15 protein-coding genes and 3 tRNA genes are annotated in these 20,848 nt (G+C 72.0%); 10 read left to right on the top strand and 8 right to left on the bottom strand.

The genetic code is table 11. From position 1 onward, the window contains the following. Positions 1–15 precede the first annotated feature (15 nt). From OG522_RS25665 to OG522_RS25655, 3 genes are all read left to right on the top strand, one after another. Positions 16–1,698: a GAF domain-containing protein gene (locus tag OG522_RS25665; protein ID WP_329465348.1), complete on the top strand. Its 1,683-nt coding sequence runs from the start codon at positions 16–18 to the stop codon at positions 1,696–1,698. 318 nt (positions 1,699–2,016) lie between these two features. Beyond that, positions 2,017–3,438 carry an acyl-CoA synthetase gene (locus OG522_RS25660; protein ID WP_329465347.1) on the top strand — a complete coding sequence of 474 codons (1,422 nt, stop codon included), beginning with the start codon at positions 2,017–2,019 and terminating at the stop codon, positions 3,436–3,438. Then, positions 3,431–4,762, top strand: coding sequence for a carboxyl transferase domain-containing protein (locus tag OG522_RS25655; RefSeq protein ID WP_329465346.1), 1,332 nt, complete (start codon positions 3,431–3,433; stop codon positions 4,760–4,762). The genes OG522_RS25660 and OG522_RS25655 overlap by 8 nt, the downstream gene beginning before the upstream one ends. Positions 4,763–4,786: 24 nt before the next feature. Here OG522_RS25655 and OG522_RS25650 read toward each other — a convergent pair whose 3' ends face one another. Next, positions 4,787–6,094 carry an MFS transporter gene (locus OG522_RS25650; RefSeq protein ID WP_443074751.1) on the bottom strand — a complete coding sequence of 436 codons (1,308 nt, stop codon included), beginning with the start codon at positions 6,092–6,094 and terminating at the stop codon, positions 4,787–4,789. A 105-nt stretch (positions 6,095–6,199) separates the two neighbouring features. Beyond that, positions 6,200–7,453 carry a Tm-1-like ATP-binding domain-containing protein gene (locus tag OG522_RS25645; RefSeq protein WP_329465345.1) on the bottom strand — a complete coding sequence of 418 codons (1,254 nt, stop codon included), beginning with the start codon at positions 7,451–7,453 and terminating at the stop codon, positions 6,200–6,202. A gap of 414 nt (positions 7,454–7,867) precedes the next feature. On the opposite strand from OG522_RS25645, the gene OG522_RS25640 reads away from it, so the two are divergent. The 3 genes from OG522_RS25640 (at position 7,868) to OG522_RS25630 (ending at position 9,476) form a co-directional block, all read left to right on the top strand. Further along, positions 7,868–8,047, top strand: a complete 180-nt coding sequence (locus tag OG522_RS25640; RefSeq protein ID WP_329465344.1) for a hypothetical protein — start codon at positions 7,868–7,870, stop codon at positions 8,045–8,047. 509 nt (positions 8,048–8,556) lie between these two features. Then, positions 8,557–8,901: a hypothetical protein gene (locus tag OG522_RS25635; RefSeq protein ID WP_329465343.1), complete on the top strand. Its 345-nt coding sequence runs from the start codon at positions 8,557–8,559 to the stop codon at positions 8,899–8,901. Next, positions 8,898–9,476 carry a GNAT family N-acetyltransferase gene (locus OG522_RS25630; protein ID WP_329465342.1) on the top strand — a complete coding sequence of 193 codons (579 nt, stop codon included), beginning with the start codon at positions 8,898–8,900 and terminating at the stop codon, positions 9,474–9,476. The genes OG522_RS25635 and OG522_RS25630 overlap by 4 nt, the downstream gene beginning before the upstream one ends. Before the next feature lie 482 nt (positions 9,477–9,958). On the opposite strand, the gene OG522_RS25625 is transcribed toward OG522_RS25630, so the two are convergent. The 3 genes from OG522_RS25625 to OG522_RS25615 all read right to left on the bottom strand — a co-directional run bounded on the left by OG522_RS25625 (position 9,959) and on the right by OG522_RS25615 (position 10,350). Beyond that, positions 9,959–10,035 (bottom strand) — tRNA-Ile (locus OG522_RS25625). Between the two features lie 164 nt (positions 10,036–10,199). Further along, positions 10,200–10,272: transfer RNA gene (locus OG522_RS25620), tRNA-Asn, on the bottom strand. A 5-nt stretch (positions 10,273–10,277) separates the two neighbouring features. Further along, positions 10,278–10,350, bottom strand: a tRNA-Asn gene (locus OG522_RS25615). A gap of 169 nt (positions 10,351–10,519) precedes the next feature. Here OG522_RS25615 and OG522_RS25610 point away from each other — a divergent pair. From OG522_RS25610 to OG522_RS25595, 4 genes are all read left to right on the top strand, one after another. Further along, positions 10,520–10,822 carry a YtxH domain-containing protein gene (locus OG522_RS25610; protein WP_329465341.1) on the top strand — a complete coding sequence of 101 codons (303 nt, stop codon included), beginning with the start codon at positions 10,520–10,522 and terminating at the stop codon, positions 10,820–10,822. An 80-nt stretch (positions 10,823–10,902) separates the two neighbouring features. Beyond that, positions 10,903–12,348 (top strand): FGGY family carbohydrate kinase, encoded by a 1,446-nt coding sequence (locus OG522_RS25605; protein ID WP_329465340.1) that lies wholly within the window; start codon positions 10,903–10,905, stop codon positions 12,346–12,348. Between the two features lie 129 nt (positions 12,349–12,477). Beyond that, positions 12,478–14,211, top strand: coding sequence for an ABC transporter ATP-binding protein (locus OG522_RS25600; RefSeq protein WP_329467736.1), 1,734 nt, complete (start codon positions 12,478–12,480; stop codon positions 14,209–14,211). Further along, the gene (locus tag OG522_RS25595; protein WP_329465339.1) at positions 14,208–16,187 is read left to right on the top strand and encodes an ABC transporter ATP-binding protein; all 1,980 of its coding nucleotides are present in this window, start codon (positions 14,208–14,210) and stop codon (positions 16,185–16,187) included. Before OG522_RS25600 ends, OG522_RS25595 begins: the two co-directional genes overlap by 4 nt. 51 nt (positions 16,188–16,238) lie before the next feature. Here OG522_RS25595 and OG522_RS25590 read toward each other — a convergent pair whose 3' ends face one another. From OG522_RS25590 to OG522_RS25580, 3 genes are all read right to left on the bottom strand, one after another. Continuing rightward, positions 16,239–17,321 (bottom strand): RNA polymerase sigma factor, encoded by a 1,083-nt coding sequence (locus OG522_RS25590; RefSeq protein WP_443074750.1) that lies wholly within the window; start codon positions 17,319–17,321, stop codon positions 16,239–16,241. A gap of 323 nt (positions 17,322–17,644) precedes the next feature. Further along, complete coding sequence (gene dnaG / locus OG522_RS25585) at positions 17,645–19,537, bottom strand: DNA primase (RefSeq protein WP_329465338.1); 1,893 nt, start codon at positions 19,535–19,537, stop codon at positions 17,645–17,647. A 28-nt stretch (positions 19,538–19,565) separates the two neighbouring features. Continuing rightward, the gene (locus OG522_RS25580; protein ID WP_329465337.1) at positions 19,566–20,828 is read right to left on the bottom strand and encodes an NAD(P)/FAD-dependent oxidoreductase; all 1,263 of its coding nucleotides are present in this window, start codon (positions 20,826–20,828) and stop codon (positions 19,566–19,568) included. Between the last annotated feature and the right edge of the window lie 20 nt (positions 20,829–20,848).

Here is a 20,848-nt window from a genome sequence, read left to right as displayed (position 1 = left end):
AGGGATCCTCGAAGGATGACTGAAGCGGACAGCCCGGACAGCACGGCCGACGCGGACGGTACGGACACCCCGGCCGCGCGGCCCGGACCGGCCCGCTCGACAAACCCGGCCGACGCGCGCACCCCCGCCACCCCGGCGGGCGCGGCCGACGCCGTGCCGCGTCTGCCCGCGCTTTTGGAAGCGGTGCTCGACGTCGGCACCGATCTCGAACTGCGCACCACGTTGCAGCACCTCGTGGACACGGCCACCGAGCTGACCGATGCGCGGTACGCCGCGCTCGGCGTGATCGACCCCGAGCGGGGCCGGCTCACCGACCTGTTCACGGCCGGCCTCACCGACGCCGAACGCGAGCGGATCGGCAAACTGCCCGACGGTCGCACCGGTCTGCTCGGCGCCCTCATCCACGACCCGCGGCCGCTGCGGCTCGACGATCTCAACACCGACCCCCGCTCAGCCGGAGTGCCGCCCGGCCACCCGCCGATGCGCTCCTTCCTCGGCGTACCGATCCGGGTGCACACCCAGGTCTTCGGCAACATCTACCTCACCGAGAAGCGCGGCGGGCCCTTCACCGAGGAGGACCTCGCGCTGCTGCGGGTCCTCGCCTCGCAGGCCGGGATCGCCATCGGCAACGCCCGGCTGTACGAGACCGTGCGGCTGCGGGAGCGCTGGATCGAGGGCGCCGCCGCCGTCACCACCTCGCTGCTCACCGGCGACACCGCGGCGAACGCGCTGACGACGGTGGCCGAGCGGGCCCGGCTGCTCGCGGACGCGGCGGCCGGGGTGGTGCTCCAGCCGACCGCGGCGGGCGGCATGGAGATCGTCGCCGCCTCCGCGCCCGACGATCCCGACGACATCGTGGGCACCACGATCCAGCCGGGCTCGCCGGTGCTGGTCCAACTCCTGGGCGGCGAGCCGGTGTTCGTGGAGGACTCGGCCACCGACGCGCGGATGACCACGCACGTACGCAGCCGGTTCGGGCCCAGCATGCTGCTCCCCCTCCGGAGCGGCGGCAAGCTCATCGGTACCCTCGCCCTGCCCCGGCGGCGCGGAGCCCGCCCGTACTCGGAGGTGGACCGGCTGCTCGCCGCCCAGTTCGCCTCGCAGGCGGCTCTCGCCCTCGTACTGGCCGACGCCCAGCACAATCGTGAACAGCTCGCGGTGTACGAGGACCGCGACCGGATCGCACGCGATCTGCACGACCTGGTGGTGCAGCGGCTGTTCGCCACCGAGATGATGCTGGAGTCCACCCGGCGCCGGGCCGAGAAGGCCGCGGCCGACGACACGGACGAGACGCTCACCCTGGCCGTGGACGAACTCGACTCGACCATCCAGGAGGTGCGCACCGCGATCTTCGCCCTCCAGCAGCCGCCCGCCGACGCCCCGGCGACACTGCGCGGCCGCGCCCTGCGCGAGACAGCGGGCGCGGGCGCGCTGCTCGGCTTCCGGCCCTCGGTGCGCTTCGAGGGAGCGGTCGACACCCTGGTCACCGAGCCGGTGGACACCCAGCTCATCGCCGCGCTGCGCGGCGCGCTGGCCGCTGCGCATCGCCGGGCCGGGGTGTCGTCGGTGCGGGTGGTCATCGACGCGGGGGCCGAACTGCCCGACGGGCGGCCCGGCGTGCGGCTGAGCGTTGTGGACAACGGCATGCGCGACGACGGCATCCGGGGCACGACCCTGACCTGGCAGGCCCCGCTCTAACCACCCCGGCCCGGCGGAACGCGCCTCCCCCGGCGAACCCAACGCACCATGCCCCGGCCCCAACGCACCAGGCCCACTGCGCGCCCGGATCTCCCCGGCGGCCCGCGCCCGGACGCTCCGCGCCGGATACGGACTCGTCGCGCTCCACGCGGTGAAGGCCGCGCTCCCGCTGCCCTGAACGGCCCGCTCCAGCGGAACGCCGGGACGCGTACGGCAGGATGTGGATCATGCGTCCGTACGGCGCCGCGTAGGGTCGGTGACCTGGGGCCCGGCACCGTCCGGCCCCGCCCGTGCCGTCGACCGCGAGGAGTCCCGTACGTGTCCCCTCTCTTCCCCTCCCTGTACGCCGCCGAGCCGCGGGAGGCGATCCGCTTCGGCGAGAAGTCTCTGACCCATGCCGAACTGGCCGGCGCTGCGGGCTCCCTGGCCCGCCGTCTCACCGGCGCCGGGCGGGTCGCGGTCTGGGCGACACCGACCCCCCAGACGGTGGTCGGCGTGGTGGCGGCCCTCGTCGCGGGCGTGCCCGCGGTGCCGCTCAACCCGAAGACGGGCGCGAGCGAACTGGCCCACATCGTGCGCGACAGCACACCGACGGTGGTCCTCGCCTCGGAGGGCGACCAACTGCCGTCCGCCCTGGACGGTTTGGTACGGATCGACGTCCCGCTCTCCGGGACGGTCGACCAGCTGCCGCCCGAGCCCGCCGACGACGCGCCCGCACTGATCGTCTACACGTCCGGGACCACGGGGCCGCCGAAGGGCGCGGTGCTGCCGCGCCGGGCCCTCGCCGCGACGCTGGACGCGCTCCAGGAGGCCTGGGGCTGGACGGCCGACGACGTACTGGTGCACGGCCTCCCGCTGTTCCACGTCCACGGCCTCATCCTTGGCGTCCTCGGTCCGCTGCGCCGCGGCGGCTCGGTGCGCCACCTCGGCCGGTTCTCGGTGGAGGGCGTGACGCGGGAGCTGTCGACAGGCGCGACCATGCTGTTCGGGGTGCCGACGATGTACCACCGGATCGCCGAAGTGGTGGGTCAGGACCGGGAGTTGACGAAGGCTCTGGCGGGCGCGCGGCTGCTGGTGTCGGGATCAGCCGCCCTGCCCGCGCCCGACCACCGCCGCATCGCGCAGGCCACCGGCCGCGCGGTGATCGAGCGGTACGGCATGACCGAGACACTGATGCTGTGCGCGGTACCGGCGTCCTGCGCGGACGGCTCCGCCCATCCCGGCACGGTCGGGCCCCCGCTCCCCGGCGTCGAACTGCGCCTGGCCGACGAGGCCGACGGCATCGGCGAGATCCAGGTGCGCGGCCCGAACCTGTTCAGCGGCTATCTGAACCGGCCGGACGCGACGGCCGCCGCGTTCACCGAGGACGGCTGGTTCCGCACCGGCGACCTGGCGAGCCTGGACCCGGACGGCCGGGTACGGATCGTCGGCCGCAAGGCCACCGACCTCATCAAGAGCGGCGGCTACAAGATCGGCGCGGGCGAGATCGAGAACGCGCTGCTCGACCACCCCGGTGTCCGCGAGGCCGCGGTGACGGGCGAAGCGGACCCGGACCTGGGCGAGCGCATCGTGGCGTGGGTGGTGCCCAGCGACCCCGAGTCACCGCCCACGGCCGAAGAGTTGACCAACCACGTGGCGTCCGAGCTGTCACCCCACAAGCGCCCGCGCGTCGTGCACTTCCTCACGGAACTGCCGCGCAACGACATGGGCAAGATCATGAAGCGGGCCCTGCATGTCTGAGCGCATGTCCGCACGGGAGGCGATCGCCTCCGTCACCCGCGACTTCTCCGAATTCGCCTCGCCCACAAGGGACTTCCCCGAAGACGGGCCCATCTCCTGGACGGGCTACGGCGATTCGCGCGCGAGAGCGACCGGGCGTACCGGCGAGGAGGAGTCGGTCGTCTGCGGCGTGGCCTCCGTCGAGGGACGACCTTGTGTCCTGATCTCCTTCGAATTCGGCTTCCTGGGAGGCTCCCTGGGTCAGCGGACGGGCGACCGCCTGGAGGCCGCGTACCGAACGGCCCGCGAGCGGCGACTGCCCCTGGTCTCGCTGATCGCCACGGGCGGCAGCCGGATGCAGGAGGGCATGCTCGCCCTCACCCAACTCCAGCGCGTGGCACGGCAGTCCACGCTCCTGCGGGAAGCCGGGCTCGCCCAGATCGCGGTGCTGCGCGACCCCACGACCGGCGGCGGCTGGGCCACCCTCGGCGCGGGCGCCGATGTGATCCTGGCCCTGCCGGGCGCCCAGATCGGTTTCGCGGGCTCCCGGGTGCGCCCCGCGGACGCGGACCCGGCGGCCTACGGCGCTCAGGGCCAGCTGGCCGCGGGCCAGATCGACGCGATCGTACGGGGCGAGGACCTGCGGGGCGTACTGGCCGGATGGCTCACGCTGCTCGGCGGCGGACGGCGGAGCGAACCGGCGCCGGTGCCCGAGGCGTTCGGGTCGGCGGGGCTGCCCGCCGACGGGTGGGAGGCGGTGACGCGGGCCCGGTCCGCCGGCCGTCCGCGCGCCGAGGCCTACCTGGACGCGTACTTCTCACACCGGCAGGAGCTGGTGGGCGACCGGTGCGGAGGCGTGGACGCGGGGATGCTGTGCGGCTTCGGCCTGCACGAGGGGGCGAGCTACGCGTACGCCGCCCAGCGGGGCACCGCGACCCGGCCGGCGGGCTACCGCACCGCGGCCCGGCTCATCCGCCTGGCCGACCGCCTGGGCATTCCGGTCCTCACTCTCGTCGACACGCCGGGCGCGGCGAACGACGCGGCGGCCGAGCGAGGTGGGCAGGGCGCGGCGATCGCCGACGCGTTCGGGGCGGTGGCGGCCGCGCGGGTCCCGGTGACCACGCTCGTCATCGGCGAGGGCGGCTCGGGCGGCGCCCTGGCCCTGACGTCCCCCGACCGTACGTGGGTGACGGCGGACAGCTACTTCTCGGTGATAGCACCGGAGCTGGCGGCCGCGATCCTCAAGCGCCCGCCGGCGGAGGTCGAGCAGACGGCCTCCCAACTGCGCTTGCGCCCCCAGGACTTGGTGGACCTTGGGGTGGCGAGGGGGGTACTGGGCGCCTGACCCTCGCGCCAGGGGCCGGGCCCGCTACGCGACGGGGTTGCGCGCGTCGTAGCGGGCGAAGCCACGCCGGCTGAGCCCCAGTACCGTCACCGCGAGGACGCAGGCGAGGCCACCGCCCACGATCATCACGGCGGGCGAGGTGAGGTCGGCGACCGAACCGGCCAGGAAGTCGCCGAGCCTCGGCCCGCCGGAGACCACCACGATGAAGACGCCCTGGAGCCGGCCGCGCATCTCGTCGGGCGCCGCGACCTGCATCATCGTGTTGCGGAACACCATGGAGGCGGTGTCCGAGAACCCGGCGAGCGCGAGCATGAACAGGCCGAGCCACAGGTGACGGGTGAGCCCGAACACCGCGATGGCGGCGCCCCATCCACCGACCGAGATCAACACCGCGAGCCCGTGCCGGTGGATGCGTCCCTGCCAGCCGGAGAAGACCCCGCCCAGGAGCGCGCCGATGGCGGGCGCGGCGACGAGCAGTCCGGTGGTGCGGGCGTCGCCGCCGTACCAGAGGACGGCGACGGCCGGGAACAGGGCACGGGGATGGGCCAGGATCATCGCGCAGAAGTCACTGAAGAACGTCATCCGCAGGTTGGGCCGGGTGGCCAGGAACCGCAGCCCGTCCAGGACCGAGGCCCGCTTGGTGCCGGTCCGGTCGGGCAGCATCGCGGGCAGCCGCCACATGGCGTACAGGGAGGCGGCGAAGCTGATCGCGTCGATGAGGTACGCGGTCTTGTACCCGGCGAACCCGACGACGAGCCCGCCCAGCATGGGGCCGACGAGCGTGCCGGTCGTCATGATCATCGAGTTGAGCGCGTTGGCGGCAGGCAGTTGCTCGGGCGGCAGCAGCTTGGGGATCATCGCGGACCGGGCGGGCGCGTTCAGCGCCTGGCAGACCGACTGGAGCGCGATCACGGCGTACAGGAACCAGACGTTCGCGACCCCGGCGAAGGCCCCGGCCGCCAGGGCCGCGGAGAGCACGGCGGACCCGAGCGCGCTGTACAGGCCGAGCTTGCGCCGGTCGACGGTGTCGGCGATGGCGCCGCCGTACAGACCGAAGACGACGAGCGGTACGAGACTGAAGATGCCGACCAGACCGACGTAGAAGCTGGAGCCGGTGAGGTCGTAGACCTGGAGGGAGATCGCGAGCGCGGTCATGGCGCTGCCGACCCAGGAGACCATGTTGCCGAACCAGAGGCGGCGGTAGTCCACGGAGGTGCGGAAGGGGGTGAGGTCGGCGAATATGCTCCGCCGCGCCCGTATCGCCCCGCCGTCGGCTCCGGTGGGCTTCGGTGGCGCTTGGGTCTCGGCGGGCTGCTCGGCTTGTTCGGTCACGGGGGATGCTAACCCTCGTCCCGCGCCGCGAGGTAGGGGCGACCTGATCACGAGCGCCGCCCCGACGTGCACTTTCGGCCACGCGGTCACGCCCGCGGGCTCACCTCACGGTGTCTTTCGCGCGGCCGAGACCACCGCGTGCAGCCGGTCCGCGGCCGCCCGCCCGAACGCCGGGTCATTGATGTGGGTGTCGTACTCGAAGATCTCCGTGCCGCTGCCCCGCAGCCCCTCGCGCAGCGCCCCGAACAGCGCACCGTCGGCGGCCGGATCGTGGTACGGGCCGCCGGGCCCGCCCAGCGTGGACAGCCCCCGCAGGGGGACGCAGACCGCGGTCGGGCCGGTCGCCGCGCGGAGTTTCGCCGCGACCCGGCGGCCCAGTTCCGCGCACTCCTCCGCGCTGGTGCGGATCACCGTGATCGACGGGTTGTGCACCCGTACGTCGCGGTCGCGCACCCGCTCGGGCAGCGAGGCGAGCGGCCCGAACTTGACCATGTCGAGCGCGCCGAGGCTCACCACCTGGGGAACGCCGCGCCGCCCCGCGCCGCGCAGCCGGTCCGGCCCCGCGGTCAGGATCCCCCCGACGAGATCGTCGGCCACCTCACTGAGCGTCAGATCGAGTACGCCCGCGAACATCCCCTGTTCGGCGAGGTCCTCCAGGGTCCGCCCGCCGGCCCCGCTGACATGGAACACCAGCACGTCGTAGCCGAGCTCGGTGAGCCGCTCACGGGCCGCGTCCACGCCCGGGGTGGTCACCCCGGCCATGCTCGCCCCTATCAACGGCCGCCCAGCGCAAGCGAGTTGTGCGGGTCCAAGCGCCCGCGAAGCCGCGGCGAAGCCCTTCGCCATCCCGGCCACCGCGTCGACCGCGTTGGCGAACACCGGGCGGGTGACGCGGTTGATCCCCGCGATGTCGACGACGCTGTACATCATCGCGATGTCCGAGGACCCGACGTACGGCGAGACGTCACCGGCCGCCATCGAGGAAACCATCAACTTCGGTACGCCGAGCGGGAGTCCACGCATGGCGCGGGTGGCGATGGAGGTGCCCCCGCTGCCGCCGATGGCCATCACGGCATGCAACGCGCCCTCCGCGTAAAGGCGTTGGAGGGTAGCGGTGGCACCGTCGGCCATCGCCGTGACGGCGGCGCCCCGGTCGGCGCGGGCCCGTAACGCGGCCAGATCGGCCCCGGCCGACGCCGCCACCTGCGCCCGGTCCACATCGGCGGGCACCCGCGGCTCACCGATCACCCCGGCGTCCACCAGCACGACCTCGACCCCGGCGCGCAGCAGCCGCTCGCGTATCCAGCCGTACTCCTCGCCCTTGGTGTCCAGCGTTCCTACCAGCACGACTACAGCCATGACCGGTAATGTCCACGCCCAGCCCGCCTCCGGCAAGACCCCCTGGCCACGAGGGCGCGAGGGGTTCGGCGGGCCAGGCCGCGGACACCTCGCGACGAGAGCGCGAGGGGCTCGCGGGCGAGGACCGCACGCCGCAGGAGCCGCCCTTACCCCGGGCGGGTCAACGGGTCTGCACTTTAGTTTCGCAGCCAATGTATGACCGTACGAAACCAGCCAATACGGCCCCGCACGCGCATCGTCTCAGGTCGGGGGCGTAGCGGGCGCACCCGCAGCAGCGGGACACCTTTACGCCACGTCCGCATGCGCGCGCCGAAGCCCCTGGCCGCCGCTACGCTTCCCCCGATCAGCAAGCGTCAAAACCCGCCCCCGCCCTCATCCGGCGGGGGCGGCGACGCATCACCCGGAAGGCCATCCATGAACACCCTGATCTCCGCCGCCACCCGCAGCACCGCCACCCCCCGGACCACCCGGCGCGTGCCGCTCACCACCCGGGCGGCGGCGCAGCACGCCGGCCACGTCCCGGCCACCCTCGACCGCGTCACCACAGCCGCCGCCAACGTCCCGAGCGCCTCGGCGTTCCAGTCCGCCCTGTGAAATCTCCGTAACCCCAGAGCCCCACACAGAAGCCCCCACCAGCCGCACGCCCCGTGCGCGCACCGGGGGCTTCTGCGGTTCCGCCGCCGACCCCCGCAAACCGCGGGGCGAACACAGCCGCGGCCCCCTTCGCGCCCCCGCCGGGCGGCACGGCTCAGAACATGGCGGGCGACGGCACCGTCCGCGTGGCCTTCCGCGCCGACCGGGTTTCCGCGACGACGGGGAACGCGCCGGGCTCCCACGACGGCCGGGCGGGAGGCGGGCTCCCCACCACGCCGTCGGACACCCCCGACGGTCAGGCGGGCATGCGGGGGTCGGCGCCCCGTCGGCCATGCACCACAGCCCAGGCAGGCATGCGGGGCCGCCGCCCCGTCGGGCACCACGACGGCCCAGGCGGAAGCCGGACTCCCCACCACCCCGTCGGGCACCCCCGACGGCCAGGCGGGCATGCGAGGGGGGCGGCACCCCGCTCGCCGTCGGGGCGTAGGGCTGCCGAGAGAATGGGCACCATGCAGAAGACCTCCGGGCTCCGGCGAATCCACCCCGCCTGCTACGTGCGGACATGCGTCGCCGTTCCGGCCACGGTGGCCCCAGGCCTCCAGAGCACCGGCATGTACGACTCCTGGCGCAACGGCGGTTCTGCGGTGGGCCCCGCCTCGGCCACCGCCACGTGCCCCCGGTCCACGGAACGTGCCGCGTTCCCGTTCGCCCGCTGTCACGACACCAACGCCCATCCCGCCGCCCCCCGCCACCGCCACTCCCCCGACTTCGCGAACGCCGCCATGACGGCGTTCGCGAACAACGAGGCGGAGCAACGCGCCTGTACGGACGCCGAGTTGGTGGCCCGGCCGTGACGCTGCGGATCCTCACCTTCCCCGAAGCCGACACCCCGCCCGCGCTGCGCGCCCAGGTTCTGGCCCTTCAGGACGAGGCCTGGCCGCCGGACGTGCCGAGCAGTGGGACGAGCCATGATCCGGCCCTGCGGCCGGTGTCCATGCTGCTGGTGGACGGCGCCACCGTGCTCGCCGCGCTCGACATCCTCACCAAGGACATCGAGCACGCGGGCCACCGACTGCGGGCCGGTGGCCTGAGCACCGTAGTCACCCGGCGGGCGGCCCGCGGGCAGGGCCATGGACGCACACTGGTGACGGCCGCGCGGGAGCACATGGCGCGGAGCGGAACGTACGACGTCGGCCTGTTCACCTGCGACCGCCCGCTGCGGGCGTTCTACGAGAGCGCGGGGTGGCAAGAACTGCCCGGCACGGTCCTGGTCGGCGGCACCGAAGCCGACCCGTTCCCCAGCGACCGCCCCGGCTTCGACAAGGCAACGATGGGCGCCTTCTTCACCCCCGCGGCCCGCACCGCCCAACCCACCTTCCCCCACACCCGAATCGCCCTCCACCCGGGCCATGCCGACAGGTTGTGGTGAGGGTGAGCGAGCAGGGGTGAGGGGGGCGGCTCAGCGTCAGCCGGTCGGTGGACGCCACCTCGTAGCGTCCGCGCTCCAACGCATGCCGCTCCCGCCGGAGCGCCCCCGTGAGCTGCGCGAGGCGACCTTCCGCAATGGGGAACTCAAGCCCGCCACGGCCGAACAGGCTGCCGCGGCCCACTCGGCGGGGCTGACCCGCGCCTCGCAGCGAAGTCACCTGCCGCCCCGCCCCCGAACCCCGAGCCCGCGCCGCCGCCGATCGGCAGGGCGCGGACCGAGCCCGGCCTCGTCCGTGCCCCGGGAGACAGCGGCCGGGCGGTAACCGCGCGAGCCCCGGCCGGTTGGCGCATCCGGCTGGGGCTTTCGTGTGATGGACGGACCCTCAGGCGACAGAAAGCCCCCGGCGCGTCCTACACGATGTGCGGCGCAGCGGGGGCATGCTGGTAAATGCCTGCTTGAATCGTTTCTGCACTACCAACCACTGGTGGGGCGGGTGGGACTCGAACCCACGGCCGACGGATTATGAGTCCGCTGCTCTAACCGGCTGAGCTACCGCCCCTAACGGCGCGTCGCGCACATTTGTGCGCGCCGTCTGCCGCAGCATAGCCGCTCATACGATCTCCTGCCTCGGATGGTCGGCATCGCACGCCCATGAGGACTGCGCGGAGATCCCAGCGGTTCCACGGGATACGAAAAAGGACCCCGAAGGGTCCGATTCCGCTGCTCTCCCGACTGGACTCGAACCAGTAACCTGCCGGTTAACAGCCGGCTGCTCTGCCAATTGAGCTACAGGAGATCGAGCTCCCCCGACTGGACTCGAACCAGTAACCTGCCGATTAACAGTCGGCTGCTCTGCCAATTGAGCTACAGGGGAATGCCTCGCTGCTTCGAACGTACCCACCTGGGGTGACCCGGGCGGCGTGCGTTCGCTGCGACACATACATTAGCGCAAGCAGGGGGGTGCTCCGCCAATCGGTTCCGCCCCGGGTGATCACGGGGCCGCGCGGGTAGGCGCGGCACACACGCTAGGGAAGGGTGACGCCATGCGATACCGGCTCACGTTCGCCGCCGGACTGGCCCTCGGATATGTGCTCGGAACCCGGGCGGGGCACGAGCGCTATGAGCAGTTGAAGAAGTCCGCACGTCAGATGGTGCAGAACCCCGCCGTGCGGAACACCGCCGAGTCGGCCGCCCAGACGTCGCGCGAGATGGCGGGCAAGGCGTTCCACGCGGTGAGCGACAAGGTCGGGGACCGGGTGCCCGCCTCGGTCGCCGACCGGGTTCGTTCCCTGCGCGAACGCGGCCAGGGTGGCGGCGAGGACGACTGGGGCACGAGCAACACCTGACCGGGCGCGTCGGACCCTGACAGCGTTGTCCCGGCCACCGCCGTCCCAGTAGCCCCTCGCGTGCGGCAGAATCGTCAACCATGGGGATAGTCGCCGGGCTGGACAGCTCTTCCGCCTTCACTCGCATCGTCGTCTGCGACACGGACACGGGTGCCGTACTGCGGCAGGGGTACGCCCCGCATCCCGTCGAACCGAAGGCGACCGAGGTCGATCCGCAGGCCTGGCTGCTCTCGCTCGGCGAGGCCGCGGGCGGCGGGCTACTCGAAGGAGTCCAGGCCATCGGCGTGTCCGCCCAGCAGCACGGCCTGATCGCGCTGGACGGCCAAGGCGCTCTCGTACGGCCCGCGCTGACCGGGAACGACAAGCGGGCGCAGGTCTCCGCGGCCGATCTGATCGACGGACTCGGCAGCCGGGAGGCCTGGGCGCAGGCCGTGGGCTGTGTGCCGCAGGCCGCGCAGGCGGTGTCCAAGCTGCGCTGGCTGGCGCGCAACGAGCCGGAGGCCGCCCAGCGCACCGCCGGTGTCCTCCAGGCGCACGACTGGCTGGTGTGGCAGCTGCTCGGCCGCCCGGCCCGCCGCACCACCGACCGCGGCGCCGCGTCCGGCACCGGCTACTGGTCCGCCGCCACCGGCTTCTACCGTCCCGACCTGGTCGAGCTCGCGCTCGGACACCAGGTGGCGCTGCCCGACGTGCTCGGGCCGTCCGAGGCGGCGGGCACCACCCCCGAGGGGCTGCTGATCTCGGCCGGTACGGGCGAGACGATGGCGGCGGCGTTCGGGCTCGGGGTCGGCGCGGGCGACGCGGTGGTCTCGCTCGGGGCCTCGGGTTCCGTCATGGCCGTCCATCACGAGGCGCTGGCCGACCCGAGCGGCATGATTACGTCGTTCGCCGACGCCACCGGGATGCACCTGCCCGTCGTGCATACGAGCAATGCCGTACGGGCCCTGCGCGGCACGGCGGAGATGCTCGGCGCCGAGGACCTCGACGAACTGAGCGCGCTGGCCCTGAAGTCCACGCCCGGCGCCAGCGGTCTCGTACTGCTGCCGTACCTGGAGGGCGAGCGGACGCCCCGGCTGCCGCACGCGGCGGGCACGCTGGCCGGACTGCGGCGCGAGTCGATGAAGCCGGAGCACCTGGCGCGGGCCGCCTTCGAGGGGATGCTCTGCTCGCTGGCCGACGCCCTGGACGTGCTGCGCGGGCGCGGGGTCGAGGTCCGGCGGGTGTTCCTGCTCGGGGCGGCCGCCGAACTGCCCGCCGTGCAGGCGGCCGCGCCGGCTCTCTTCGGTACGCAGGTCGTCGTGCCGCAGCCCGCCGAGTACGCGGCGCTCGGCGCGGCGCGGCAGGCGGCCTGGGCGCTCGGCGTCTCGCAGGGCACGCTCGCCGCACACACCCCGCCGGCCTGGCAGGGCGCGGCGGCCCAGGTGTTCGAGCCCGGCGAGGAACTGGCGGTGGGTCAGGCCGTACGCCAGCAGTACATCGCGACGCGCGACGAGATCCACCCCGGCGCCTTCGGCCAGGGTGCTTGACCCGGACCCGGCAGGGGCCCTTTGCTATTCCTTTTGACTCCAGCACGATAATCGCTTGAGCTTCCAGGGGTGGAGTGTCGCAAGATGGGGGGTCGAACCCCCGATCTTGCCGACCCGGAGAGCCTGCGCGTGCTCATACGACTCCTGCGGACCCATCTAGGGCCGTACAAGAAACCGATTGCCCTGCTGGTGCTGCTGCAACTGCTGCAGACCAGCGCCACCCTTTATCTGCCCACCCTGAACGCGAACATCATTGACAACGGTGTCGTGAACGGGGACACGGGTTACATCCTGGGGCACGGCGGCATCATGATCGCCGTCAGCCTCGTCCAGGTGTTCTGCAACATCGGTGCCGTCTACTTCGGCGCCAGGACCGCCGCGGCCCTCGGCCGTGACGTGCGGGCCGCCGTCTTCGCGCGGGTCCAGTCGTTCTCCGCCCGCGAGGTCGGCCAGTTCGGGGCGCCGTCCCTGATCACCCGCACCACCAATGACGTCCAGCAGGTCCAGATGCTGGTCCTCATGGCGTTCACGCTGATGGTGTCCGCGCCGATCATGTGTGTCGGCGGCATCATCATGGCGCTCGGCCAGGACGTGCCGCTGTCCGCGGTGCTGCTCGCGGTCGTCCCGGTCCTCGGCATCGCCGTCTCGCTGATCGTGCGCAAGATGCGGCCGCTGTTCCGCACCATGCAGACCCGCCTGGACACGGTGAACCGGGTGCTGCGCGAGCAGATCACCGGCAACCGCGTGATCCGGGCCTTCGTCCGGGACGAGTACGAGCAGGACCGCTTCCGCGGCGCCAACACCGACCTGACCGACGTCTCGCTGTCCACCGGGCGGCTGATGGCGCTGATGTTCCCGACCGTCATGACCGTCGTGAACGTCTCCTCGGTCGCGGTCGTCTGGTTCGGTGCGCACCGCATCGACAGCGGGGACATGCAGATCGGCCAGCTCACCGCGTTCCTCGCGTACCTCATGCAGATCGTGATGGCCGTCATGATGGCCACCTTCATGTTCATGATGGTGCCGCGCGCCGAGGTCTGTGCCGAGCGCATCGAGGAGGTGCTCGGGACCGACACCAGCGTGGTGCCGCCCGAGAACCCGGTGCGCGAGCTGCGCCGGCACGGTCATCTGGAGGTGCGCGGCGCCGACTTCAAGTACCCGGGCGCGGAGGCCTCCGTGCTGCGGGGCGTGGAGCTCGTGGCCCGGCCCGGCGAGACCACCGCGATCATCGGGTCGACGGGCAGCGGAAAGTCGACACTGCTCGGCCTCGTGCCGCGCCTGTTCGACGCGACCGACGGCGCGGTCCTGGTCGACGGCGAGGACGTCCGCACGCTCGATCCCGTCCTGCTCGCCAAGACCGTTTCGCTGGTCCCGCAGAAGCCGTACCTGTTCTCGGGGACGGTGGCCACCAATCTGCGCTACGGCAACCCCGACGCGAGCGACGAGGAGCTCTGGCACGCCCTTGAGGTCGCGCAGGCCAAGGAGTTCGTCAGCAAGCTGGAAGGCGGCCTCGACGCGCCGATCGCGCAGGGCGGCACGAACGTGTCCGGCGGTCAGCGCCAGCGGCTCGCGATCGCACGCACCCTGGTGCAGCGCCCGGAGATCTTCCTCTTCGACGACTCGTTCTCGGCGCTCGACTACGCCACCGACGCGGCCCTGCGCTCGGCGCTCGGCCGCGAGACCGCCGAGGCCACGGTCGTGATCGTGGCCCAGCGGGTCTCCACCATCCGGGACGCCGACCGGATCATCGTCCTCGACGAGGGACAGGTCGTCGGGACCGGCCGCCATCACGAGCTGATGGCCGACAACGAGACGTACCGGGAGATCGTGCTCTCCCAGCTGACGGAGGCTGAGGCGGCATGAGCGGGCCCGGTGGACGCATGATGATGGGCGGCGGCCCGGATCAGCGGTCGATGAACTTCAAGGAGTCCGGCAAACGGCTGGTCAGACAGCTGGCGCCGGAGAAGGCCACGCTGTGGGTGATGCTGCTCGCGGTCGTGTGCAGCGTCGGCCTCTCGGTGGTCGGGCCGAAGATCCTCGGCAAGGCGACCGACCTGATCTTCGCCGGGGTGGTCGGTCGGCAGATACCGGCCGGCGTCACCAAGGCGCAGGCGATCGACGGCCTGCGGCACAAGGGCCAGGGCGGCCTCGCGGACATGCTCTCCGGGGTGGACTTCACGCCGGGCAACGGCATCGACTTCGGCGGTGTCGGCAGCGTGCTGCTCGCCGCGCTCTCGGTGTACGTGTGCGCGGGTCTGCTCATGCTGGTGGCGACCCGGCTCTCCAACCGGGCCATCAACAAGACCGTCTTCCGGATGCGCGAGGACATCCAGACGAAGCTGTCGCGGCTGCCGCTGTCGTACTTCGACAAGGCCAAGCGCGGTGAGGTGCTCAGCCGGGCGACCAACGACATCGACAACATCTCGCAGACGATGCAGCAGACGATGGGCCAGCTCATCAACTCGCTGCTGACCATCGTCGGCGTTCTGGTGATGATGTTCTGGATCTCGCCCCTGCTCGCGCTCGTGGCGCTGGTCACGGTGCCGTTGTCGGTGGTCGTGGCGACGAAGGTCGGCAAGCGGTCGCAGCCGCAGTTCGTCCAGCAGTGGAAGTCGACGGGCAAGCTGAACGCGCACATCGAGGAGATGTACACCGGGCACGCCCTGGTGAAGGTGTTCGGCCGCCAGCAGGAGTCGGCGAACGCCTTCGCCGAGCAGAACGACGCGCTGTACGAGGCGTCGTTCAAGGCGCAGTTCAACAGCGGCGTCATGCAGCCGCTGATGATGTTCGTGTCCAACCTGAACTACGTCCTGGTGGCGGTGGTCGGCGGTCTGCGGGTCGCCACCGGAACGCTGTCCATCGGCGACGTCCAGGCCTTCATCCAGTACTCGCGGCAGTTCTCGATGCCGCTCACCCAGGTCGCCTCGATGGCGAACCTGGTGCAGTCCGGTGTCGCCTCGGCCGAGCGGATCTTCGAGCTGCTCGACGCCGAGGAGCAGGCGCCCGACGCGTCCTCGCCCGAGCGGCCCGAGGTGCTGCGCGGCGCGGTCGCGCTGGAGAACGTGTCGTTCCGCTACGAGCCGGAGAAGCCGCTCATCGAGGACCTCTCGCTGGCGGTGGAGCCCGGTCACACGGTCGCGATCGTCGGCCCGACGGGCGCCGGCAAGACGACGCTGGTGAACCTGCTCATGCGGTTCTACGAGGTCACCGGCGGCCGGATCACCCTGGACGGGGTGGACGCCGCGAAGATGACCCGCGAGGAGCTGCGCTCCGGGATCGGCATGGTGCTCCAGGACACCTGGCTGTTCGGCGGCTCGATCGCGGACAACATCGCGTACGGCGCGGCAGAAAGAGGTGCCGCGCGAAGCGCGTCAGGCAAGGGTGGTGGCGGGCGACGGGAGGGCGTGACGCGCGAGGAGATCGAGGAGGCGGCCAGGGCGGCCCACGCGGACCGTTTCATCCGGACGCTCCCCGAGGGTTACGACACCGTCATCGACGACGAGGGCACGGGGGTCAGCGCGGGCGAGAAGCAGCTGATCACCATCGCGCGGGCGTTCCTGTCCGACCCGGTGATCCTGGTCCTGGACGAGGCGACGAGTTCGGTCGACACCCGTACCGAGGTACTGATCCAGAAGGCGATGGCGCGGCTCGCCCACGGGCGCACCTCGTTCGTCATCGCGCACCGGCTCTCCACGATCCGGGACGCGGACGTCATCCTGGTGATGGAGAACGGCTCGATCGTCGAACAGGGCACGCACGACGAGCTGTTGACGGCGGAGGGTGCCTACGCCCGTCTGTACGCCGCCCAGTTCGCCCAGGCGGTTGCCGAAGTCGACTGATTCGCGAGGCGGTTGGGGCCGGTACCGGATTCGTTTCGGACCGGCCCTTCGTCAGTCCAGATATCCCCGCAGCTGGTCCGCGAACGCGTGATCGCGGAGTTTGTTCAGCGTCTTGGACTCGATCTGGCGGATGCGTTCGCGCGTCACGCCGAAGATGCGCCCTATCTCCTCCAGGGTGCGGGGGCGCCCGTCGGCGAGCCCGTAGCGCAGCTGGACCACCTTGCGTTCGCGCTCGCCGAGCGTGGAGAGCACGGCCTCCAGGTGTTCGCGCAGCAGCAGGAAGGCGGCGGATTCGACGGGGGACGCGGCGTCGCCGTCCTCGATGAGGTCGCCGAGCGCGACATCGTCCTCCTCCCCCACCGGCGCGTGCAGCGAGACGGGCTCCTGGGCCAGGCGCAGGACCTCTCCGACCCGTTCCGGCGTCAGGTCGAGGTGGGCGGCGACCTCTTGGGGCGTCGGCTCGTAGCCGCGCTCCTGGAGCATCCGGCGCTGGACGCGCACCACGCGGTTGATGAGCTCGACCACGTGGACGGGGACGCGGATGGTGCGGGCCTGGTCGGCGAGCGCGCGCGACATGGCCTGGCGGATCCACCATGTCGCGTACGTGGAGAACTTGTAGCCGCGCGCGTAGTCGAACTTCTCGACGGCCCTGATCAGTCCGAGGTTTCCTTCCTGGACCAGGTCGAGCATGGTGAGCCCGCGCCCCACGTACCGCTTGGCGACGGAGACGACCAGACGCAGGTTGGCCTCGATGAGCCGGCGCTTGGCCATCCGGCCCATGACGACCAACTTGTCGAGGTCCACGGCGAGTTGGGAGTCCAGGTCGACGGCGGTGCTCAGCCTCTCCTCGGCGAACAGGCCCGCTTCGACGCGCCGGGCGAGCTCGACCTCCTCTGCCGCGGTGAGCAGCGGGATGCGGCCGATCTCGCGCAGGTACTGGCGAAAGAGGTCCGAGGACGGGCCGCCGGTATCCGAGCGGCTCGGCCGGGGGTCCGGTGGTTCGGGGACCTCTTCCTCGGCGACCTGGCCGGGACCTGCGACCGGGCCCGGTTCCGCCTCGGGGTGGTGCACGGACCGCGACTGCGGCGGTACGGCCGTGACGACGTCGTTGTCGGTCAGGGTCTGGGTCTGCACGGGGGCGACCTCCAGGTGATCGCTGCCGGATCGGGGGCGGGCGGCAGCGGGACGGGGGCGGCCGGACCGCTTTCCGTCCCGTACGCGATGAGCGGATCCGCGGGGGTGAGGTGCCCACCGACAGGGGTGGGCGGGCCGCGCTCCGAGGACTCAGGCACCGCCACCCAGTGTGGGGTACGACACATGGTCGACGCGACGGGCGTGCGGTGACTTTTTGAAGCCGGTGCGTGACCGGGTGATTACCCGGACGGATATGCCGCCCCGGTCGCGGCCCACGGCCGGGGCGGCGGCTTCCGCTCCGGCGGGTACCCCGTGCGGCGCGCCTAAAGCGCTGCCGCGCCCTTGTTTCGCAGGGCCTGGCCGTACTGCTGGAGGACCCACAACTCGTTCTGGACGGCGGCCAGTTGGGCCGGGTCGCCGTTCTGGCCGAGGCGGGCCAGGGTGCCCTGGATGTCCAGGAGGCGGCGGTCGACGGCCCGGCGGCGCACGGCCACCAACTGCTCGCCGACGTACGCCTCGTCGACCGTGCGGGCGTGGATGGCCTCCACCGCGAGCTCGGTGACCAGGGCGCGCACCACGTCGTTGGGGGCGCAGTCCATAACGGCCGGCAGGTAGTCGGAGGGGGCGTCGGTGGCGCCGCCCGCTTCCTGGATGCACTGGCGGACCGCGGCGTAGGGCGGGGCGGTGAATTCGTCGGCGCCGTACGCGTCGAAGGCCGGGGACACCAGGTGCGGGTGCTGCAACGCCAGCTTGAGGAGCTCGCGTTCGGTGCGGTGGGCGGGGCTGCGCAGGTTCAGCGCGGGGCCTGCGACGGCGCCCCGGGGGGCGGCGCTCTCGTACTGCTGCTGACGGTGGTGGGCGGGGGCGGGGCCCTTGCCGCCGCGGTCGCGGGCCCAGCGGGCGAGCTGGGCGACCCGCTTGACCACGAACTGGGTGTCCAGGATGCCGAGGATGCCGGCGAGCTGGACGGCGACCTCGTGCTGGGAGGCGACGTTCTTGATGCGGGCGACGATCGGCGCCGCCTCGTCGAGCGCGGCGGCCCGGCCCGCCGGGGTCTCCAGGTCGTAGCGTCGCACGATCTGGCGGATCGCGAACTCGAAGAGCGGGGTGCGGGGTTGGACCAGGTCGGCGACCGCCTCGTCACCCTTGGCCAGGCGCAGGTCGCAGGGGTCCATGTTGTCGGGGGCGATCGCGATGTACGTTTCGGCGGCGAACTTCTGGTCGTCCTCGAAGGCGCGCAGGGCCGCCTTCTGGCCGGCCGCGTCGCCGTCGAAAGTGAAGATCACGCGGGCCGAGCCGTTGTCCATCAGGAGGCGGCGCAGGATCTTGATGTGGTCGCCGCCGAAGGCCGTGCCGCAGGTCGCGATGGCGGTGGTGACCCCGGCCAGGTGGCAGGCCATGACGTCGGTGTAGCCCTCGACCACGACCGCGCGGCTGGCCTTGGCGATGTCCTTCTTGGCCAGGTCGATTCCGTACAGGACCTGCGACTTCTTGTAGATCGGCGTCTCGGGGGTGTTGAGGTACTTCGGGCCCTGGTCGTCGTCGCGCAGCTTGCGCGCGCCGAAGCCGACGACCTCGCCGGACACGTCGCGGATCGGCCACATCAGGCGGCCGCGGAAGCGGTCGATGGGGTTGCGGCGGCTCTCCTGGGCCAGGCCCGAGGTCAGCAGCTCCTTGTCGCTGAAGCCCTTGCCGCGCAGATAGCGCGTCAGGTGGTCCCAGCCCGCCGGGCTGTAGCCCACCCCGAAGTGGGCGGCCGCCGCCTGGTCGAAGCCGCGCTCCGCGAGGAAGGCGCGGCCGATCTCGGCCTCGGGGCTGCCCAGCTGCTCGATGTAGAACTGGGCGGCGGCCTTGTGCGCCTCGACCAGGCGGATGCGCTCGCCGCGCTGGTGCGACGGGTTGTACCCGCCCTCCTCGTACCGCAGCGTGATGCCCGCGGTGGCGGCGAGCCGCTCGACCGCCTCGGAGAACGACAGGTGGTCGATCTTCCGGACGAAGGCGATCGTGTCGCCGCCTTCCTGGCAGCCGAAGCAGTGGAAGAGACCCTTGCTCGGGCTGACCTGGAAGGACGGGGACTTCTCGTCGTGAAAGGGACACAGGCCCTTGAGGTTGCCGCCTCCCGCGTTGCGCAGCTGGAGGTACTCGGACACGACGGCGTCGATCGGGACCGCGTCCCGGACCGCCTTCACGTCGTCATCGTTGATCCTGCCTGCCACGCATGAAGTCTACGGGGACGGTGTGACATCACGGAGCGAGGGAGCCGAGCGGGACCGACGGGTCGGCCAGTGCCTCGGTGTCCACCTGGGTCCCGGCCCGGATCAGGGCCTGGATCGGCTCTGTGACGTCCCACACGTTCACGTTCATCCCGGCGAGCACCCGGCGCTCCTTCAGCCAGAACGCGATGAACTCACGCTTGCCCGCGTCCCCGCGGATCACCACCTGGTCGTACGAGCCGGGCGGCGCCCAGCCCGAGTATTCGAGGCCGAGGTCGTACTGGTCGGAGAAGAAGTAGGGCACGCGGTCGTAGGTGACGTCCTGGTCCAGCATCGCGCGGGCGGCGGCCGGGCCGCCGTTGAGCGCGTTGGCCCAGTGTTCGACGCGCAGCCGGGTTTCGAGCAGCGGGTGGTGGACGGCGGCCACGTCACCCGCCGCGAAGATGTCCGGGTCGGAGGTGCGCAGCGAGCTGTCCACGGCGATGCCGCCGCCGTGCGCGCGGTCGACCATGGCGAGGCCCGCCATCTCGGCGAGGGAGCCGCGCGGGGCGGCGCCGATCGCGGCCAGCACGTCGTGCGCCGGGTGCTCCTCGCCGTCGTCGGTGCGGGCGGCCAAAACCATGCCGTCCTGGCCGACGATCTCGGTGAGGCGGGCGCCGAAGTGGAAGCGGACGCCGTGCTCGGCGTGCAGGTCGGCGAAGATCTGGCCGAGCTCGGGGCCGAGCACGTTGTGCAGCGGGGTGGGCTCCGGCTCGACGATGGTGACTTCCGCCCCGTATCCGCGGGCCGCGGCCGCGACTTCCAGGCCGATCCAGCCGGCGCCCGAGATCACGAGGTGGCCGTTGTCGCGGCCGAGCGCCTTCAGGACGTGCTTGAGCCGCTCGGCGTGGGACAGGCGGCGCAGGTGGTGGACACCCGCCAGGTCCGTGCCGGGGACGTCCAGGCGGCGCGGCTCGGCGCCGGTGGCCAGCAGCAGCCGGTCGTACTGGATGAGGGTGGCGTCACCGAGCTGTACCGTCTTGGCGGCGCGGTCGATGGCGGTGACGGGCTGGCCGAGGTGGAGCTCGATGTCGGCCTGCGCGTACCAGGCGGGTTCGTGCACGAAGACGCTGTCGCGCTCCTCCTTGCCGGCCAGGAACCCCTTGGACAGGGGCGGCCGTTCGTAGGGGTGCTCGCGTTCGTCGCCGATGAGGATCACCCGCCCGTTGAAGCCCTCGGAGCGGAGGGTCTCGGCGGCTTTCGCCCCCGCGAGACCGCCTCCGACGATGACGAATGTCCGATCTGCGTCGACCACTTGATGCCTCCTTGTTGCGC

The sequence above is a fragment of the Streptomyces sp. NBC_01431 genome (assembly GCF_036231355.1).
GTDB lineage: Bacteria > Actinomycetota > Actinomycetes > Streptomycetales > Streptomycetaceae > Streptomyces.
This window is presented reverse-complemented; position numbering and strand designations above follow the sequence as displayed.

Excerpts from the sequence above, each read along its gene's own strand:
- OG522_RS25645 (WP_329465345.1), bottom strand. The coding sequence starts at position 7,453 with ATGGCTGTAGTCGTGCTGGTAGGAACGCTGGACACCAAGGGCGAGGAG.
- OG522_RS25595 (WP_329465339.1), top strand. The coding sequence starts at position 14,208 with ATGAGCGGGCCCGGTGGACGCATGATGATGGGCGGCGGCCCGGATCAG.
- OG522_RS25665 (WP_329465348.1), top strand. The coding sequence starts at position 16 with ATGACTGAAGCGGACAGCCCGGACAGCACGGCCGACGCGGACGGTACG.
- OG522_RS25635 (WP_329465343.1), top strand. The coding sequence starts at position 8,557 with ATGCAGAAGACCTCCGGGCTCCGGCGAATCCACCCCGCCTGCTACGTG.
- OG522_RS25610 (WP_329465341.1), top strand. The coding sequence starts at position 10,520 with ATGCGATACCGGCTCACGTTCGCCGCCGGACTGGCCCTCGGATATGTG.
- OG522_RS25640 (WP_329465344.1), top strand. The coding sequence starts at position 7,868 with ATGAACACCCTGATCTCCGCCGCCACCCGCAGCACCGCCACCCCCCGG.
- OG522_RS25605 (WP_329465340.1), top strand. The coding sequence starts at position 10,903 with ATGGGGATAGTCGCCGGGCTGGACAGCTCTTCCGCCTTCACTCGCATC.
- OG522_RS25655 (WP_329465346.1), top strand. The coding sequence starts at position 3,431 with ATGTCTGAGCGCATGTCCGCACGGGAGGCGATCGCCTCCGTCACCCGC.